Source organism: Streptomyces sp. NPDC107765, from assembly GCF_055657085.1.
Map to the genome: position 1 here is coordinate 240,420 of NZ_JBVKBL010000007.1, position 16,583 is coordinate 257,002.

Consider the following 16,583-nt stretch of genomic DNA (forward strand, 5'->3'; position numbering starts at 1 on the left):
GTGGACTCCTGCGGTCGAGGACGGTCAGTCTGTCGATTGCGGTGTTTCCCGGCCGTCCGGGCGGGCGGTGGCCGGGTCCGGTCCCGGTCCGCCGGACGGTTCCTTCGTGGTGCGCTGAGGGACGACGGTGTACGCCGGGTCCTCGGCCGAGGCGATCCCGGCGGCGAAGACGCCGAACCGGGTGCACGCCGAGCCGGCCAGCAGCGCCAGCCCGGCGGCGACGGCCGCCGCCCGGGAGCGGCGGGCGGCGAGCGCCGCGGTCACCGCCCCGGCGCCGAGCAGCAGCTCCGCCCCGTGCAGCAGCCGGCCGGCCCGGCCCTCCCGGTAGGTCTCCGCCACCATCCCCAGCCGCCGCTTCGCCGCCCGGGTCGCCACCGCATCGGCGGCGGCGGCCAGTACGGCGGCGCAGCGCACGGGCGCGGTCTCGCGGGGCGGTGCCAGTACCAGCGCCATGCCGGACGCCGCGGCGGTCGCGGAGGCCGCGAAGAGATAGGGCAGTTCGCGGTGCGCGCCGTGCCAGGCCGGCACCGCGGTGTCCGCCGCGAGCACGGCGGTGTAGGCGGCCACGGCCGGCCCCAGCGCCGCGGCGGCCGCGGTGGCGGCGGCGCCGGTCCGCGGCAGCCGCCCGCCGACCGCGCACACCGCCGCCACCCCGGCCGCCGGCCCGTAGCCGCTGAGCAGCCAGGAACCGACGCTCATCGGCGAGGTCGGCTTGATGACGCGCAGCATGTGGGCGAACCGGGCGGGCCGGCCGAGGTCGTGGACGAGCGCCGCGGTGGACAGCGAGACGGCCGCCAGCGACGAGACCTTCATCCCGGTCGCCAGCGTGGTCCGGCCGGTCAGCTGGGCGCCCGCGGCGAGCACCGAGCCGGCGCCCGCCAGGCCGCCGAGGAAGAAGTACCCGGCGATGTCCCGGGCCGACCAGGAGGGTGCCTTGATGACCGGACGGCCGTAGTAGGAGTCGAACTCGGCGCGCGGGACCATGAGTTCCTCGCCCTTGCGGGACCGCCGTGCGCGCCGGTCACCCGGCCGGTCGGGCCCGGTCATCGCCGGCCCCTTCCCCGCAGCACGGCGGGCAGCGCGAAGGACAGCGCGAAACCGCCCGCCAGCGACAGCGCCGCCGCGCCGGCGTGCTTCCACATCGCGGGCAGGTCCCGGGTGGTGACCTGCGGGTCCGGCGGCAGCCCGTAGACCTCCGGCTCGTCCAGCAGCAGGAAGAACGCCCCGTCGCCGCCGACCCCGTCCGCCGGGTCGTGGCCGTAGAGGCGGGCCTGGTCCACCCCGGCCGCGTGCAGCTGGTCCACCCGCAGTGCCGCGCGTTCGCGCAGCTCGTCGAGCGGGCCGAACTGGATCGACTCGGTGGGGCAGGCCTTCGCGCAGGCCGGTTCCTGTCCTGCGCCGAGCCGGTCGTAGCAGAGCGTGCACTTGAACGCCCGGCCGTCGGACGGGCGTTGCTCGATCACCCCGTAGGGGCAGGCCGGGACGCAGTAGCCGCAGCCGTTGCAGATGTCCTCCTGCACCACCACGGTCCCGAACTCGGTGCGGAACAGCGAGCCGGTCGGGCAGACGTCGAGGCAGGCGGCGTGGGTGCAGTGCTTGCAGACGTCGGAGGACATCAGCCAGCGCAGGTCGCCGCCGGCCGACTGGTCCGCGTCCTCGGCGAGCGGCAGCACCGTACGGCCCTCCGGCGCGGGCACCGGCGGATGCGGCGCCGACTGCTCGATGAAGGCCACGTGCCGCCAGGTGGACGCCCCGAGCCCGGCGGTGTTGTCGTACGACATGCCGGTGAGCGTCAGCCCGTCCTCCGGGAGGGCGTTCCACTCCTTGCACGCCACCTCGCACGCCTTGCAGCCGATGCAGACGGACGTGTCGGTGAAGAACCCCACCCGGGGCGGGGCACCGATGTGCCCGGCGTCACCGGCCGGATCCGGCTCAGGGCCGCTGAGCAGGCTGTCGGTCATGGCCGTCGGTCCTCTCCGGTGTGCTCGGTGATGCCCGCGCGCCGCCGGTACTCCGCCACCAGGCGGGGCAGGGCGGGGCCGCGCGGCCGGCGGCCCGGGCGGATGTCGGCGGTGAGCGCCTTGTCCTCCTGGATGTGCGAGTTGGGGTCCAGCACGATCGCCATCAGCTCGTTGGCCGCGTCGCCGGTGACCACCCCGTTGGGGCCCCAGTGGAACGGCAGCCCGATCTGGTGCACCTCGCGGCCGTGCACGGTCAGCGTCCTGATCCGGTCGGTGACCGCCACCCGCGCCTCGATGGCGTTCCGGGCGGTGACGATCGTCGCCCAGCCGTTGTGCGTCAGACCGCGCTCGGCGGCCAGCCGCGGGGACACCTCGCAGAACAACTCCGGCTGCAGCTCGGCGAGATGGGACGACCAGCGGCTCATCCCGCCCGCCGTGAAGTGCTCGGTCAGCCGGTGGGTGGTCAGGACGTACGGGAAGACCTCGGCGCCCGGCTCGTCGCCGCTGGGGTGGTAGCGGTTGCCCTCCCGGACGTACCGCTGCTGGGTCGGGGAGCGCGGCCGGTCGGGGTAGAGAGCGTTGCCGAACGGCGAGTCCTGCGGCTCGTAGTGGGTCGGCAGCGGCCCGTCGAGCAGCCCGGACGGGGCGAACAGCCAGCCCTTGCCGTCGGCCTGCATGATGAACGGGTCGTCGCCGCGCAGCGCGTCGGGCCCCCTCGCCCCGGGCGGCGGCACGTGGTCCGGCGCCCGGTCGGGCACGAAGTCCGGCACATCGCGGCCCGTCCAGCGGCCCGCGCCGGCGTCCCACCACACATACGCCTTGCGGGCGCTCCAGGGCGTGCCGTCGGGGGCGGCCGACGCCCGGTTGTAGAGGATCCGGCGGTTCGCCGGCCAGGCCCACGCCCACTCGGCGGCGACCCAGTCCTGCTCGGTGTGCGGGGTGCGGCGGGCCGCCTGGTTGACGCCGTCCGCGAAGACCCCGCAGTAGATCCAGCAGCCGCAGCGGGTCGAGCCGTCGTCCTTCAGCTCGGTGTAGGCACTCAGCGGCGCGCCGTCCGGGCCGTGCCCGTTGATCTCGGCGAGGACGGCGGCGGCGACCGGCTCCCGGTGGTCACCCTCGACCGGATAGTCCCAGGCCAGGTCCTGCACCATGCGGTCCCTCGGGTCGGTGGAGGCCGCCAGCTTCTGCTTGATGCGCCGGCCCAGGTGGTACATGAACCACAGGTCGCTGCGGGCGTCGCCGTCCGGCTCGACGGCGGCGTGGTGCCACTGCAGCCAGCGGTTGGTGTTGGTGAACGACCCGGACTTCTCGGTGTGCGAGGCGGCCGGCAGGAAGAACACCTCGGTCCCGATGTCCTCCGTGGCGAGCTCGCCGCTCTCGATCTCGGGCCCGTCCCGCCACCAGGTCGCCGACTCGATGAGCGAGAAGTCGCGGACCACCAGCCAGTCGAGGTTCGCCATGCCCAGCCGCTGCAGCCGGGTGTTGGCGGAGCCCACGGCGGGGTTCTCGCCCATCAGGAAGTAGCCCTTGCAGACGCCGTCCAGCTGCGCCATCACGGTGTCGTAGGTGCTGTGCGAACCGGTCAGCCGCGGCAGGTGGTCGAAGCAGAAGTCGTTCTCCGGGGTCGCGGCGTCGCCGTAATACGCCTTGAGCAGACTGACGAAGTACGCCCGCATGTCGCCCCAGAAGCCCTTGTCGGTGCGGCTCGCGGCGATGAAGGTGTCCAGGTCCTCGTGGGTGTGCGCGTGCGGCATCGGCAGGTAGCCGGGCAGCAGGTTGTAGAGCGTGGGGATGTCGCTGGAGCCCTGGATGGAGGCGTGGCCGCGGAGCGCCTGGATGCCGCCGCCGGGGCGGCCGATGTTGCCCAGCAGCAGCTGCAGGACGCTCGCGGCGCGGATGTACTGGGAACCGGTCGCGTGCTGGGTCCAGCCGACCGCGTAGACGAAGGCGCTGGTCCGCTCCCGCCCGGAGTTCGAGGTCAGCGCGTCGCACACCTGCCGGAACGTCTCGCGCGGGATCCCGCAGGTCCGCTCGACCAGCTCCGGGGTGTAGCGGGCGTAGTGCCGCTTGAGGATCTGGTAGACGCACCGGGGGTGGGTCAGGGTCGGGTCCCGCGGCGCGTCGGCGGCGGCCTGCGGACCGCCCGAGCCGTGCGTCTCGGCATGGCCGGGGGCGTGGTGGGAGGCCCCGCGGAGGTCCTCCAGCCGCCGGTCGTGCAGCTGCTCGACGTCGCCGGCCGGGGCCTGGACGTCGGTGCCCTCGTACTGCCAGCTCGCCGGGTCGTAGCGGCGGCCCTCCTCGTCGAGGCCGGAGAACACGCCGCCCAGGTCCTCGGTGTCGCGGAAGTCCTCGCTGATCAGGGTGGCGGCGTTGGTGTAGGCGAGGACGTACTCGCGGAAGTCCTTCTCCTCGGACAGGACGTGGTGGATCAGCCCGCCTAGGAAGGCGAGGTCGGTGCCGGCCCGGATCGGCACGTGCAGGTCGCACAGCGCGCTGGTCCGGGTGAAGCGCGGATCGACGTGGATGATCCGGGCGCCCCGGGCCTTGGCCTCCATCACCCACTGGAAGCCCACCGGATGCGCCTCGGCGAAGTTCGAGCCCTCGATGACGATGCAGTCCGCGTGCTGGAGGTCCTGCATGAAGGTGGTCGCCCCGCCGCGCCCGAACGAGGTGCCCAGGCCGGCGACCGTCGAGCTGTGGCAGACCCGGGCCTGGTTCTCCACCTGGACCACGCCCAGCCCGGTCAGCAGCTTCTTGATCAGGTAGTTCTCCTCGTTGTCGAGGGTCGCGCCGCCAAGGCTGGCGATGCCGAGCGTGCGGGCTACCCGCTTGCCGTCCGCCTCCCACTGCCAGGTGTCCCGGCGGGTCTCGATGACCCGCTCGGCGATCATGTCCATGGCCGTGTCCAGGTCGAGCGGCTGCCAGTCGGTGCCGTACGGCCGGCGGTAGAGGACCTGATGGCGCCGGGACGGCCCGGTCGTCAGCTGGAGCGTCGCCGAGCCCTTGGGGCACAGCCGGCCCCGGCTGACCGGCGAATCCGGGTCGCCCTCGATCTGCACCACCTGGTCGTCCTTGACGTACACCTGCTGTCCGCAGCCGACCGCGCAGTACGGGCAGACCGACTTCACCACCCGGTCGGCGGTCTTGGTCCGCGGCCGGAGCGTTTCGGTGCGCGCGGACATCACGGCGCGTCCGCGGCCCAGCGGATCACCGCCGGTCAGCTGCCGGTACACGGGCCAGTCACGCAGCAGCCTCCCCACGCCCATGGCTCCTCCAAGCACCTCGCATCGTGCGGTTCCGGATCCAAACTCGCTCCCGCGGCCCTCGCGTGCCCCTTGGCGGGCGTGTTACTCACCCAACCGGGCACTCGATGAGCCGCGGGGCGGGCCCCGGCCGCACGTGCGGTGCCGCCCGCCGCGCGCCACAGTGAGAGATGCGGCATCCGAGGAAAGGCGGGCGGACCCGTGAGTGGCAGGAACGGACTGACGACGTACCGCGGCAAACGGCACTTCGACCGGACCCGCGAGCCGCAGGGCGGGCAGAGCTCCTCCGGGGACACCCCGTGCTTCGTGGTGCAGATCCACGACGCCAGCACCCTGCACTTCGACTTCCGGCTGGAGGTCGACGGCGTCCTCAAGTCCTGGTCGGTGCCGAAGGGCCCGTCCACCGATCCGCAGGACAAGCGGCTGGCCATGCCCACCGAGGACCATCCGCTGGAGTACCGGGAGTTCGAGGGCGTCATCCCGGACGGGGAGTACGGCGCGGGCACCGTCATCGTCTGGGACGAGGGCAGCTACCGCCCGCTGCCCGGGCGGAAGAAGGGCCGCACCCGCACGTTCGGCGAAGCCCTGGAGCAGGGCCACGCGTCCTTCTGGCTCGACGGCAGCAAACTGCACGGCGGCTATGCGCTCACCCGGTTCCGCGGCGGCGACGGCTCCGGGAAGCGGGAGTCCTGGCTGCTGGTCAAGGAGAACGACGACCGGGCCGAACGGCGCGGCACCCCCGACGCCCGCCGGGCCCGGTCCGTGCGCAGCGGGCGGACCCTCAAACGGGTCGCCGAGGAGGAGGCCGGGGAACGGGTGAACCGGCGATGAGCAGGGCCGGCGCCGTTCCGGCCCGGGGCTGACCGGGCAGTCCGCGATGTCCGGCACCGCACTCGTCGTGATCGACATGCTCAACTCCTACGAGCACGAGGACGCCGAACTGCTGCTGCCCTCGGTGCGCGCCACGCTGCCCCGGCTCACCGCGCTGCTCGAACGGGCCCGGCAAAGCGATACCGAGGTCATTTACGTCAACGATAATTTCGGCCTGTGGCGCTCGCACCACGACGAGCTCCTGGACACCGCGCTGAGCGGCCCGCACGCCGATCTCGTGGAGCCGGTACGGCCGGACGAGAAATCACTGTTCGTGGTGAAGGCGCGGCACTCGATCTTCTACCAGACACCGCTGGAATACCTGCTGCGCCAGCACGGCATCGAGACCATCGTGCTCTGCGGCCAGGTCACCGAACAATGCGTGCTCTATTCGGCGCTGGACGCCCACATCCGGCACATCGGCGTCACCGTCGTCGAGGACGCCTGCGCGCATATCCACCGCGATCTCGCGGAAGCCGCGCTGCGCATGATGGAACGCAATATGCAGGCCCGTATCGTCCGGTCCACCGCCGAGGAAATCTTCTGACGTCGCACGGCGGGCGGGGCGTTCCGACATCGCACGGCGGGCGTGGTGAGAGGTTCGGCGAAAGGCATTCCGTCGACGGGGCCGCACCCCGGAACTAGGCCTCCAGCTCCCCGTCCCCGGCATTGTCGCGGGCGATGTGCACCGCGGCCTCCTCGGCGGACGCCGCACCGCCGTCGATGCCGACGTCCCGGGCGGCGATGTCGTCGCTGCCACCGCGCCAGAAGCCCTCGTCGGTCCCCACGAGCCGGCCGGCCCGCGTCTCGCCGCACTCCAGATCCACCGGTTCGCCCACGCCGCCCGGCAGATCGCCGATGCCGTCGCCGTCGACCGGGAGCACGTCCGGCACCTCCACGGCCAGCCGGTGCTCCAGCGACTCGCGGTCGTGCAGTTCGCGTGCCGTGGTGCCCTCGTGATTGACCACGAAGGGCCGTTCGGGCGGCGAATAACCGGTGTCCAGGATGGCGTCGAGGTCGGGCTCGTCGAGGGCGTCCTCCATGTCCAGATCGTTGGGGTTGTCCTGGGGGTCGGAGCTGGGCGGCTGGTAGACCTCGTCGCCCATCGCGTCGTCGGACATGACCGCCCTCCCTCTCCCGTCCGCTCGTCCCGTCGCGGGCCGCGGCGGGTCTCTCTGCCACCAATTGTCCGCCTCCCGGCGCCGCTCGGCAGCGTCAGGAGGCGGACGGCCGGGTCAGCGCCGCACGTGCTCGGTGTGCAGTCCGATGGCCTCGGCGATGGCCTGCACATTGACGTACCGGTCGTGCGCCGGCAGCCGTTGCGCCAGCTCCACCAGCCGGTCCGGCGCGTGGTTGCGCCGCAGCGTCTCGATGATCGTGTTCTTGTCGGCGGGATACAGGCTCCGGCCGAGGTGCTGGGCGAGTTCGGAGCGCAGTCCGACGTCCTGCTCGGTCATCCCGCTCGGCGTACCGCCGCGGTAGTCGCTCGCGGGCGACCACGCCGGCACCGGCTGGTCCTCGCCCGCGGGCTGGAGTTCGTGTTCCTCGTCGGTCCGCAGCGAGCGCTCCGCGGCCAGTTGCCCGCGCAACTGCTTCTTCATCATGTCGTCCCGGGCGGGGCCGGTCTTGTCCATTCCGTGTTCCATGACCATCGCTGCCTCCGGTCTGACGAGTCCTACCGACCCGACGCGTTTCTCCCAGTTTCCCTGGTCCTTCTGCCCTAACAACCCGAAGCGGTCGATTCAAGCCCCTGTACGCAATTCACCCGGGCCGCCACCCTGCGTGACCGGCCGAGGCATATCCCCGGCCGGACCGCAATGCATACGCCCTGGGAGATCGGGAATTCGTAGGACAGCCAACCGCATACCCGATACCAGTCGACGCATATGCGTCCCACCGCATTACGCAGCCCACTGCAGACAAGCCCCACGCATAACCGGGAGAACCCAAGGAGGCAGCGCCATGCGACTCTCGCTCCTTCGACCGGTCATCGATCGGCCGGGCCCATGGGCAACCGTCTATGCCGATATCTCGCACGGCACCGAGGACGCCGAGAAACAACAGGAATTGACGGCGAGCGCGACCACCGCACAGCTCTTCGCGCTCGGCGCGGACGAGGCCACCTGCGGCGCCGTGCACGAGGCCCTGGTCAGGCGGCGCGAAGGGGAACCGCAGTCGCACGCCGGGCGGGTGCTGTTCGCGACCAACGGTCACGTCGTGCTCGACGCGCCGCTGCCCGGGCCGCCGCCCACACCCTTCGCCGCCTGGGGGCCGGTGCCCCGGATCGCGCCCTTCCTGGCCGCGATCGGCGACGACCCCGTCTGCCTCGTGGTCCGGCTGGACCGCACCGGGGCGGACCTCGCCGTCCTGGGGCAACAGGGCACCGAGGACGACGCCGGCAAGGTCACCGGCGCCGAGTGGCCCATCCACCGCACCACGTCCTCGGACTGGTCCGAAACCCACTTCCAGGCGAAGGTGGAGAACACCTGGGAGCAGAACGCCGCGGAGATCGCCGACGCGATCAGCCGGACCGCCCAGGAGCACGGGGTGGAGGCCGTCATCCTCATCGGCGACGCCCGCGAGCGGCACCTCGTGCACGACAAGCTGCCGGAGCAGCTGCGCAGCATCACCTACGAGAGCGAACACGGCGGCCGCGCGGCCGGCTCCGAGAGCGACCTGGTGGAACGGGACATCGCCCAGGTCCGGGCCGAACAGGAACGCCAGCACGTCGTGGAGATCACCGACCGCTTCCGCACCGGCGAGGGCCCCGGCGGCAAGAGCGCCCCGCACGCGGCGGCCGGCATCCCCGCGCTCGTCGAGGCGGCCCGGGAACACCGGATCGACACCCTGCTGGTCGACCCGCACGGCGCGGACACCGGTCGCCAGGTCTGGGTCGGTGAGAGCGCCGACCAACTGGCCGTGCGCGGCACCGAATTGCAGTACCTCGGCGAGGTGCGGCCGGCCGCCGCCCGGGCCGACGACGCGCTCATCCGGTCGGCCGCGGCCAGCGGCGCCGAGGTCGTGATCGTCCGCGATCCCGAACGGGCGCCCTCCGGCGGGCTCGGCGCCATCCTGCGGTGGACGGACGAGCCGGCGCCGGAGTGAACCGCCCGAGGATCCCCCGGTGGCGCGCCGCGAGCCCTTTAGTCGTGGGCCTCGGCCGCCACCGGCTTCGGGATCAGGAACGAGGTGGCGATCGCCGCCGCCAGGATGACCACACCGGCGATCATGCCCGCGGTGTAGCCGCCGGCGGACGCCGGATCGACCGGTGTGGCGGCGGTCTTGACGGCGTAGAGCACCGCGAAGCTCAGCCCCGCGCCGAGGTTGAACGCACCGGCGTTCAGGCCCGGCAGGAAGCCCGGGTTGTCGCGGGGGGAGAGCACGATGCCGAGCCCGTTGAGGACGATGTTGGCCACGCCGGCGTAGGCGACGCCCACCAGGATCGAGGTCACCAGCAGCAGGACGTGCGAGTGGCTGTGCATCGTGGCCAGCATCAGCACCACCGTCGCCACCGAGCCGACCAGGCCGCACCGCAGCACGCGCCCGTAGCCGAAGGTGGCGGCCAGCCGGCCGGCCAGCGGGCCCATGGCCAGACCGGCCAGCGCGTACGGCGACAGCGTCCACCAGGCGGACGCCTCCGCGCTCATCCCGAGACCGGCCTGCACGTCCTGCGCGAACGCCGGGATCAGCCCGTTCATCACGGCGAACACGCCGGTCATGGTCAGCACGGTGGTCAGCAGGGTCGCCCAGGTCGCACGCTGCTTGAGGTGCCTGGTCGCGACCAGCGGGTGCCCGCTGCGGTTCTCGGTGCGCCAGAAGAGGCCGAAGGCGACCGCGGCCAGCACGACGAGGACGGCGATCAGCGGCCAGTTCGCGGCGGCCAGCTTGCCCGCCTCGTTCAGCGCGATCAGCAGCGAGCCGACCGAGACGACGAGCAGGGCGACACCGGGCCAGTCCATCCGGCGGGCGCCCGCCGCGTCCGGAGCCGGAGCCCGGGACTCCGGGGTCAGGGTGGCGACGAGGACGGTCGCCAGCGCCGCGACGACGGCCATCGCCCAGAACACCGAGCCGAAGCCGTGGCTGTCGGCGAGGTAGCCGCCGGCGAGGGAGTCCACCCCGGCGATCCCGCCGTTGACCGCGGTGATCACGCCGAGCAGGGTGCCGTACCGCTTCGGCTCCTGCACCTCGACCCGCAGCATGATCAGGCACAGCGGGACGACCGGACCGCTGACGCCCTGGATGACGCGGCCGGCGAACAGCATCGGCACGCTGGTCGCCAGCGCGGCGACGACACAGCCGACGACCATCAGACCGAGCATCCCGGTGAGCACCCGGCGGCGGCCGATGACGTCGCCCAGCCGCGGGAGGAACAGGGAGAACAGGGCCGCCGAGGTGAAGAACGCGGTCTGGGTGAGGCCGATCTCGGCCGAGCTGGCACCGAGGGTGTCCTCGATGTTCTTCAGCGCCGGGCTGAGCATGCTGGCGTTCAGCTGGAACGCGAAGCAGGCCGCCAGCAGCGCGGTGACCAGCACCCCGATGCGGACGCCGGAACCGCCGCCCGTCGTCTCGACGGTGGACCGGGGGGAGGGGGTGGTGGAGGTGGTGTTCATGCCGTTCTTGCCGTTCGTGCCGTTCATTCCGCGACGTCGCCGATCCGCTCCAGCGCGTCCACGACGAGGTTCCAGAACCGCTCGTGGTCGAGCTTGACCGCGACCTGGGTGGTGCAGTCGTCCGGTGCGGGCGCGCGGAAGTCCGTCACGGTCATCCCGACGGTCAGCGCACCGCGCAGCTCCACGTCCACCGGGGCCCGGCGCACGGTCATCACGTCCGGGTCGATGACGTACGCCACCGCGCACGGGTCGTGCACCGGCGGGTGCTCGAAGCCCTGGTTCTCGCGGTACGCCTCGCGGAAGAAGTCCAGCAGTTCCAGCACGAACGTGGCCGGCCTGGTGCCCACCGCGGCGATCTTCTTCTCGACCGCGGGGGTGGCCAGCGCCTGGTGCGTGAGGTCCAGCCCGACCATGGTGACCGGCCACTTCTCGTTGAAGACGATGTGCGCCGCTTCGGGGTCGATGATGACGTTGAACTCGGCGACCGCGCTCCAGTTGCCCTCGTGGTAGCCACCGCCCATCAGCACGACCTCGCGGACCCGCTCGACGATCCGCGGCTCCTTGCGCGCGGCCAGCGCGATGTTGGTCAGGCCGGCCGTGGGGACGATGGTGATCTCGCCCGGCTCGTGCGCCATCACGGTGTCGATGATCAGGTCCACCGCGTGCCGGCGGTCCAGTTCGAGGGTGGGCTCGGGCAGCTCCGGGCCGTCCAGACCGGTGTCGCCGTGGATCTCCGGCGCCGTCTCGATGTCCCGCACCAGCGGACGCGGGCAGCCGGCCGCGAAGGGCACACCGGTGATCCCGGCGATCCGGGCCACGGACAGCGCGTTGCGGGTCACCTTCTCGACCGACGCGTTGCCGACCACGGTCGTCACGGCGACCAGCTCGACATCGGGGTTGCCGTGCGCCAGGAGCATGGCGATCGCGTCGTCATGCCCCGGGTCGCAGTCGAGGATGATCTTTCTGGCCAACGGACGAGCCCCTTTGCTCTGCGGAACGGTGGTGCGGGTGGTGCCGGGGTGAAGTCTCTGGGTGCGCCCGCAGGAGGCGGCTACCGAGGGAAAACGTTCTCCGAGAATTTCGCCCATCGCTCCTCCCGATGTCAACGGAATGTGAGCCATACGACCGCTTGATCCGGCTCACGGACACGGTGGGTGAGCGGTGATAACGTTTGCCGCCCTCATCCGGTACGGGTCGACAAAAGGGGCGCGCCGCCGTGGCCGAAGTGACCTTGAAGGACGTCGCGCTGGCGTCCGGCTGCTCCATCGCCACGGTCTCCCGTGTGCTCGCCGGCACCCGCCCGGTCGGCGCCGAGACCGCCCGCACCGTCCGCGCGGCGGCCGAGCGCCTCGGCTACCGCCCCAACCACGTCGCCCGCGCCCTGCGCAGCCGCTCCACCGGCACCGTCGGGCTGGTCCTGCCGCAGATCACCAACCCGTTCTTCCCCACCCTCGTCCGGGAGCTGGAGCACGCCCTGCACGCCGGGGGCCGCGCGGTGCTGCTCGCCGACTGCGACGACGACCCGGCCACCGAGGCGGCCCGGATCAGCGCCCTGCTGGCCCGGCAGGTCGACGCGCTGCTGCTGATACCGGTCGACGAACGGCACAGCCGGGAGGCGGTGGCGGCCGCCGCCGCACAGGTGCCGCTGGTCCTGCTGGACCGCGGCTGCGGCCCGGGCGTCGCCGACTCCGTGGCCGTCGACAACGCCGCCGGAATGGCGCTTGTACTGGCCCATCTGGCCGCCACCGGGCGCCGCCGCCCCTGCTTCATCGGGGCCGCCGGCACCGCCTCCGCGGCCGTCGAGCGGCGCACGGCCTACGAGAGCGGCGCCGCGGTCCTCGATCCGGCGGCACCCGGCCGGCTCGCCCTCGGCGACTTCTCGGCGGAGTGGGGCCGGGCCGCCGTCGACCGCCTCTGGCCGGCCCGCCCGGACGCGGTGGTCTGCGCCAACGACCTGATCGCGGCCGGCGCCCTGCAACGGCTGCGGCAGCTGGGCGCGGACGTCCCGGGCGAGGTCGCGGTCACCGGCTTCGACGACATCCCGCTCGCCGGGCTGGCCGACCCCGCGCTCACCACCGTCCGGCAACCGGTCGCCGACCTCGCCGCCGAGGCCGCCCGTCTGCTGTCCCGGCGCCGGGCCGACGGTTCGTCAGGTCCGTGCCACACCGTCCGCCTCGCCCCGGAATTGGTGGTCCGGGCCTCCAGCGGGGCGACGGCCGCCGTCGCTGCCGACGGTCCGCTCCGGACCTCTTGACCGTACACGGTCACGGAGTAAAGTCCAGACCAATCAGTGCACCCCTCGCGCCTCTCACCCCCTCGCGAAAGGGTTGACATGGACAAAAAAAGAAGGCTGGCCCTCGCCATCGGCGCCGGCATCGCCCCACTGCTGGTCGTCACCCTCCCGGCCACCCCTGCCGGCGCCCACGGTTACGTCTCCGCACCCCCCAGCCGCCAGGCGCAGTGCGCCGCCGGCACCCTCGACTGCGGCCCCGTCAAGTGGGAGCCGCAGAGCGTCGAGGGCCCCAAAGGGCTGACCAGTTGCAGCGGCGGCAACAGCCGGTTCGCCGAACTCGACGACGACTCCAAGGGCTGGAAGGTCACCCCGATCGGCCACACCCAGACCTTCACCTGGCGACTGACGGCCCGTCATGCCACCAGTACCTGGCAGTACTTCGCGGGCGGCAGGAAGGTCGCCCAGTTCAGCGGCGGCGGCGCACAGCCCCCGGAGACCGTGACCCATACCGTCAACTTCGGCAGCATCACGGGCAAGCAGAAGATCCTCGCGGTCTGGAACATCGCCGACACCGCGAACGCCTTCTACGCCTGCATCGACGTCACCATCGGCGGCTGACCCGCTACCGCCGTCCGACCGCTTCCTCCGCGTACGTCCCCCTCGCCCCGCTCGTCCGCCCCCGTCCCCACCGCCCCGTCGCCCTGCGGCGTCACGGCAGTGTCCCGTGGTCAGCGGGGTGCCGGGGCCGGCCGGCGCACCCGTTACGATCGGCCCATTCATGGCCGTTGTGCGTGGCCGCTGCCGGGAGGAAGAGATGGGCCTGTTCCGCCGAGGACCGAAGCGGGATTCCCGCGACCTGGCACGCGACGGGGAGTTCAGCTTCTTCTCCGAGCGGGAGGGCGGCGTCTTCCGGTCCCAGGTCCGGCAGGCCTTCGCCGAACAGGGCCTGGAGGTCACCGCGTACGCGGGGGTGGTCACCGACTCGTCGGGGCGTCAGTTCGGCCTCGGCAACCTCGCCGCGGTGTGCCACCGCGACCGGCGCGGCGAACGCGCCTGGCCCGGGCTGATCCGGGACCACGTCGGCAAGGTGCTGCGCACCATGGACGGCCCGCAGCCGCTGGAGGTGCTCTCCGCGGACGAGATCCGCGCCTGCCTCTACCCCCGGGTCGTCGCCCAGGAGACCCTGCCCGCCTCGGACGCCTTCCGCTACGGCCAGGAACCGGCCCCCGGCCTGCGCGAGGTGCTCGCGCTCGACCTGCCCGAAGCGGTGCAGATGCTGAGCGAGGACTCGCTGAGCGACCTCGGGGACGTCGCCGAACTGCGGATCCGGGCCATGAACAACCTCCGCGCGCTGCCCGTCGAGGGGCACGAGACGGTACGCCGCGGCGACGGCTCGGCCTTCGAAGTCCTGCTCGGGGACTCGTTCTTCACCGCCAGCCGGGTGCTGGTGCTCGACGATCTGGTCCAGCGGCTCATGGGCACCGGGCTCACCCCGGACGGTGCGCTGGTCGCCATGCCGTTCCGCCACCAGCTGGCGTTCCACCGCATCCAGGACGCCCAGGTGATCCCGGCGCTCCAGGCCATGGCACAGTTCGCCGCGGCCGGCCACGAGGACGCGGCGGGTGCCATCAGCCCGCGGGTCTTCTGGTGGCGCCGGGGCATGATGACTCCGCTGAGCGAGCCCGACGGGGACGGCCTGCGCGTGGTCGTCGACGGGGAATTCCAGGAGCTGCTCGAACGCCTCGTACAGGGCGAGACCTGAGCGGGCGGGCGCGACCTGAGCGGGAGAGCCCGACCTGAGCGGCCGCTACCTGGCCGGGGAGCCCGGCCGGGGACGTCGTTTCCGCGAACCCGAAAGATTCTTCTCGGAATCTTCACGTCAGGGGAACCACTTCCCGCTCCCATCCGTTCCTATAGGTGAGACCCCACGCTCTCCCCCGTGCGTGGGGTCTCACCACGTTCTCCCGCCCGTCCCCTCAGTCGTGGGCCGGCCCCTTCGCCGGCTCCTCGGCCAGCAGCCGCGAGCGGATCAGGAACCGCACCCCCTCGGGCGCCTCCAGCGAGAACCCACTGCCGCGACCCGGTACGACGTCCACGGTCAGATGGGTGTGCCGCCAGCGCGCGAACTGGTCCGCCGACATCCAGAAGTCCACCGGCTCGGGCACCCCCGCCACCGCCAGCCGTCCCAGCAGCACATCCGACCCGCCGGTACGGAATTCCCCCGCCGGGTAGCACATCGGCGCACTGCCGTCACAGCACCCGCCGGACTGATGGAACATCAACGGCCCGTGCTGCTCCCGCAGGTCCCGCAGCACGGCACCCGCCTCCGCGGTCACCGCGATCCGCTCCACACCGGCATCCGCGTCCACGGCCGCACCACCCTCCACATCAACTTCCGGCATAAGGCCGTCAGTCAACCCCCTACGAGGTTGCGAGAGGGTTGCACGAACAGCGGGAATACCGCCCCTCGCCCGCCGAGTTGGGCCCTGCAGGGGGCGCTCGCGACCCTTACGGGATCTGTTCGACCGTCCCCTACGGGTCCGCAGGCCCCCTTGTACCCCCAACGCCCACCCCCACCGCCCTCTTCCCAACCCCTCAACGGGAGGGGAAGGCGGAGCGGTTCACGGCCGGAGGCGGTCGGCGGACGAGGTCGGCTGGATCTGCATGCCCGGCCGGCGGCGGTGGACGGTCAGGTAACCGAGGCCCCCCGCGCCCGCGACCAGGCCGCGGGTGGAACCGTGCGGCAGCCAGACCAGGCTTCCTTCGCTCAGCGGGTGTGCCCCGTCCGTGCAGAGCAGGGTGCCGTCGCCGGCGACGACCAGCAGGAGGACGTCGAGGTCCGGCTCGGTGTGCGGGTCCACCCGCCCTGCGGGCGGGATGCGGACGACATTGGCGTCGAGCTGCCGTCCCGGTTCCGCCAGTCGCCACAGCGCTCCGGCCGGCGCACCGTCGAGCGCCGCGTGCGCGGTCAGGGCCCCGGCGTCGCACAGTACGCGGGGGACCGGTGCGTCACCGGCCGGTCCGGGGGAGCCGTCGTTTTCCACAGTCATACACGTGCCCTGTTCGATGTGCGTTGCCCACTGCCAGCCGGACGGGCCCTCGGTGGCCCCCTGCCCGTCGGCAGTCTCGCTCGTGACGCATTCCACACCGTCACGGGCGCATCAAATAGGAACCTTACATGCGTCTTTGTTAACGTCCGTGTGTGCGGCTGACGAAGTTCACCGACCTGGCGCTGCGTTCCGTGATGCGCCTGGCGGTCTCCGGAGAGGGCGACCCGCTGACCACGCGCGAGGTGGCCGAGGCCATGGACGTGCCCTACACCCACATGGCGAAGGCGGTCACCCGCCTCCAGCGCCTGGGTGTGGTGGAGGCGCGCCGAGGCCGCGGCGGCGGCCTGGCGCTGACCGGTCTCGGCCGGAAGGCGTCGGTCGGCTGGCTGGTCCGGGAGCTGGAAGGTGAAGGCGAGGTCGTCGCCTGCGAGGGCGACCCGCCGTGCCCGCTGCGTGCGGCCTGCCGTCTGCGCCGGGCGCTGCGCGACGCCCAGGAGGCGTTCTACGCCACGCTCGACCCGCTCTCCGTGGCGGACCTGGTGGCCTCACCCACCGGCCCCGTGCTGATCGGTCTGGTCGGCCGCCCGCCGGAGTGA

The 16,583-nt window shown here is 72.4% G+C and carries 16 protein-coding genes; 7 read left to right on the forward strand and 9 right to left on the reverse strand.

Going from position 1 to position 16,583, the window contains the following annotated elements:
• Nucleotides 1–24: 24 nt before the first annotated feature.
• The 3 genes from nrfD to fdh are packed head-to-tail and all read right to left on the reverse strand — an operon-like array spanning nt 25 to nt 5,227.
• Nucleotides 25–1,047 carry an NrfD/PsrC family molybdoenzyme membrane anchor subunit gene (nrfD, locus tag ACZ7MX_RS19325; protein WP_472133650.1) on the reverse strand — a complete coding sequence of 341 codons (1,023 nt, stop codon included), beginning with the start codon at nt 1,045–1,047 and terminating at the stop codon, nt 25–27.
• Complete coding sequence (locus tag ACZ7MX_RS19330) at nt 1,044–1,961, reverse strand: 4Fe-4S dicluster domain-containing protein (protein ID WP_472133651.1); 918 nt, start codon at nt 1,959–1,961, stop codon at nt 1,044–1,046. The genes nrfD and ACZ7MX_RS19330 overlap by 4 nt, the downstream gene beginning before the upstream one ends.
• Nucleotides 1,958–5,227: a formate dehydrogenase gene (gene fdh / locus ACZ7MX_RS19335; protein ID WP_472133653.1), complete on the reverse strand. Its 3,270-nt coding sequence runs from the start codon at nt 5,225–5,227 to the stop codon at nt 1,958–1,960. The genes ACZ7MX_RS19330 and fdh overlap by 4 nt, the downstream gene beginning before the upstream one ends.
• Before the next feature lie 198 nt (nt 5,228–5,425).
• Here fdh and ACZ7MX_RS19340 point away from each other — a divergent pair, with 198 nt between their 5' ends.
• Entirely contained in the window at nt 5,426–6,055 is a 630-nt protein-coding gene (locus ACZ7MX_RS19340) for a DNA polymerase ligase N-terminal domain-containing protein (protein ID WP_472133655.1), read from the forward strand.
• Between the two features lie 46 nt (nt 6,056–6,101).
• A complete protein-coding gene (locus ACZ7MX_RS19345) occupies nt 6,102–6,641 on the forward strand; it encodes a cysteine hydrolase family protein (protein ID WP_472133656.1) in 540 nt (179 codons plus the stop codon).
• A gap of 94 nt (nt 6,642–6,735) precedes the next feature.
• Here ACZ7MX_RS19345 and ACZ7MX_RS19350 read toward each other — a convergent pair whose 3' ends face one another.
• Both ACZ7MX_RS19350 and ACZ7MX_RS19355 read right to left on the reverse strand, forming a co-directional pair.
• On the reverse strand, nt 6,736–7,215 hold the full coding sequence (locus tag ACZ7MX_RS19350) for a DUF5709 domain-containing protein (RefSeq protein ID WP_472133657.1): 480 nt from the start codon (nt 7,213–7,215) through the stop codon (nt 6,736–6,738).
• A 114-nt stretch (nt 7,216–7,329) separates the two neighbouring features.
• Nucleotides 7,330–7,728 (reverse strand): DUF2795 domain-containing protein, encoded by a 399-nt coding sequence (locus ACZ7MX_RS19355; RefSeq protein WP_374102854.1) that lies wholly within the window; start codon nt 7,726–7,728, stop codon nt 7,330–7,332.
• A gap of 328 nt (nt 7,729–8,056) precedes the next feature.
• On the opposite strand from ACZ7MX_RS19355, the gene ACZ7MX_RS19360 reads away from it, so the two are divergent.
• Nucleotides 8,057–9,199, forward strand: a complete 1,143-nt coding sequence (locus ACZ7MX_RS19360; protein ID WP_472133659.1) for a baeRF2 domain-containing protein — start codon at nt 8,057–8,059, stop codon at nt 9,197–9,199.
• Between the two features lie 38 nt (nt 9,200–9,237).
• On the opposite strand, the gene uriT is transcribed toward ACZ7MX_RS19360, so the two are convergent.
• Both uriT and uriH read right to left on the reverse strand, forming a co-directional pair.
• The gene (uriT, locus tag ACZ7MX_RS19365; RefSeq protein WP_472133976.1) at nt 9,238–10,704 is read right to left on the reverse strand and encodes a uridine transporter UriT; all 1,467 of its coding nucleotides are present in this window, start codon (nt 10,702–10,704) and stop codon (nt 9,238–9,240) included.
• Nucleotides 10,705–10,727: 23 nt separating this feature from the next.
• On the reverse strand, nt 10,728–11,675 hold the full coding sequence (gene uriH / locus ACZ7MX_RS19370) for a uridine-preferring nucleoside hydrolase UriH (RefSeq protein ID WP_472133661.1): 948 nt from the start codon (nt 11,673–11,675) through the stop codon (nt 10,728–10,730).
• Nucleotides 11,676–11,920: 245 nt separating this feature from the next.
• Here uriH and ACZ7MX_RS19375 point away from each other — a divergent pair, with 245 nt between their 5' ends.
• The 3 genes from ACZ7MX_RS19375 to ACZ7MX_RS19385 all read left to right on the forward strand — a co-directional run bounded on the left by ACZ7MX_RS19375 (nt 11,921) and on the right by ACZ7MX_RS19385 (nt 14,699).
• On the forward strand, nt 11,921–12,958 hold the full coding sequence (locus tag ACZ7MX_RS19375; protein ID WP_472133663.1) for a LacI family DNA-binding transcriptional regulator: 1,038 nt from the start codon (nt 11,921–11,923) through the stop codon (nt 12,956–12,958).
• Nucleotides 12,959–13,036: 78 nt separating this feature from the next.
• Nucleotides 13,037–13,555 (forward strand): lytic polysaccharide monooxygenase auxiliary activity family 9 protein, encoded by a 519-nt coding sequence (locus ACZ7MX_RS19380; protein WP_472133665.1) that lies wholly within the window; start codon nt 13,037–13,039, stop codon nt 13,553–13,555.
• A 196-nt stretch (nt 13,556–13,751) separates the two neighbouring features.
• Nucleotides 13,752–14,699, forward strand: a complete 948-nt coding sequence (locus ACZ7MX_RS19385) for a DUF1444 domain-containing protein (protein WP_472133978.1) — start codon at nt 13,752–13,754, stop codon at nt 14,697–14,699.
• Nucleotides 14,700–14,913: 214 nt separating this feature from the next.
• Here the strand turns inward: ACZ7MX_RS19385 and ACZ7MX_RS19390 are convergent, their stop codons facing one another.
• The gene (locus tag ACZ7MX_RS19390) at nt 14,914–15,339 is read right to left on the reverse strand and encodes a DUF779 domain-containing protein (protein WP_472133667.1); all 426 of its coding nucleotides are present in this window, start codon (nt 15,337–15,339) and stop codon (nt 14,914–14,916) included.
• Between the two features lie 219 nt (nt 15,340–15,558).
• On the reverse strand, nt 15,559–15,987 hold the full coding sequence (locus ACZ7MX_RS19395; RefSeq protein WP_472133668.1) for a cupin domain-containing protein: 429 nt from the start codon (nt 15,985–15,987) through the stop codon (nt 15,559–15,561).
• Between the two features lie 152 nt (nt 15,988–16,139).
• Between ACZ7MX_RS19395 and nsrR the strand changes: the two genes are divergently transcribed.
• Nucleotides 16,140–16,583 carry a nitric oxide-sensing transcriptional repressor NsrR gene (nsrR, locus tag ACZ7MX_RS19400; RefSeq protein WP_472133670.1) on the forward strand — a complete coding sequence of 148 codons (444 nt, stop codon included), beginning with the start codon at nt 16,140–16,142 and terminating at the stop codon, nt 16,581–16,583.

Coding starts and splice junctions, on each gene's coding strand:
- nrfD (WP_472133650.1), bottom strand. CDS start 1,047: ATGACCGGGCCCGACCGGCCGGGTGACCGGCGCGCACGGCGGTCCCGC.
- ACZ7MX_RS19330 (WP_472133651.1), bottom strand. CDS start 1,961: ATGACCGACAGCCTGCTCAGCGGCCCTGAGCCGGATCCGGCCGGTGAC.
- fdh (WP_472133653.1), bottom strand. CDS start 5,227: ATGGGCGTGGGGAGGCTGCTGCGTGACTGGCCCGTGTACCGGCAGCTG.
- ACZ7MX_RS19345 (WP_472133656.1), top strand. CDS start 6,102: ATGTCCGGCACCGCACTCGTCGTGATCGACATGCTCAACTCCTACGAG.
- ACZ7MX_RS19350 (WP_472133657.1), bottom strand. CDS start 7,215: ATGTCCGACGACGCGATGGGCGACGAGGTCTACCAGCCGCCCAGCTCC.
- ACZ7MX_RS19355 (WP_374102854.1), bottom strand. CDS start 7,728: ATGGACAAGACCGGCCCCGCCCGGGACGACATGATGAAGAAGCAGTTG.
- ACZ7MX_RS19360 (WP_472133659.1), top strand. CDS start 8,057: ATGCGACTCTCGCTCCTTCGACCGGTCATCGATCGGCCGGGCCCATGG.
- uriT (WP_472133976.1), bottom strand. CDS start 10,704: ATGAACACCACCTCCACCACCCCCTCCCCCCGGTCCACCGTCGAGACG.
- ACZ7MX_RS19380 (WP_472133665.1), top strand. CDS start 13,037: ATGGACAAAAAAAGAAGGCTGGCCCTCGCCATCGGCGCCGGCATCGCC.
- ACZ7MX_RS19385 (WP_472133978.1), top strand. CDS start 13,752: ATGGGCCTGTTCCGCCGAGGACCGAAGCGGGATTCCCGCGACCTGGCA.
- ACZ7MX_RS19390 (WP_472133667.1), bottom strand. CDS start 15,339: ATGCCGGAAGTTGATGTGGAGGGTGGTGCGGCCGTGGACGCGGATGCC.
- ACZ7MX_RS19395 (WP_472133668.1), bottom strand. CDS start 15,987: ATGACTGTGGAAAACGACGGCTCCCCCGGACCGGCCGGTGACGCACCG.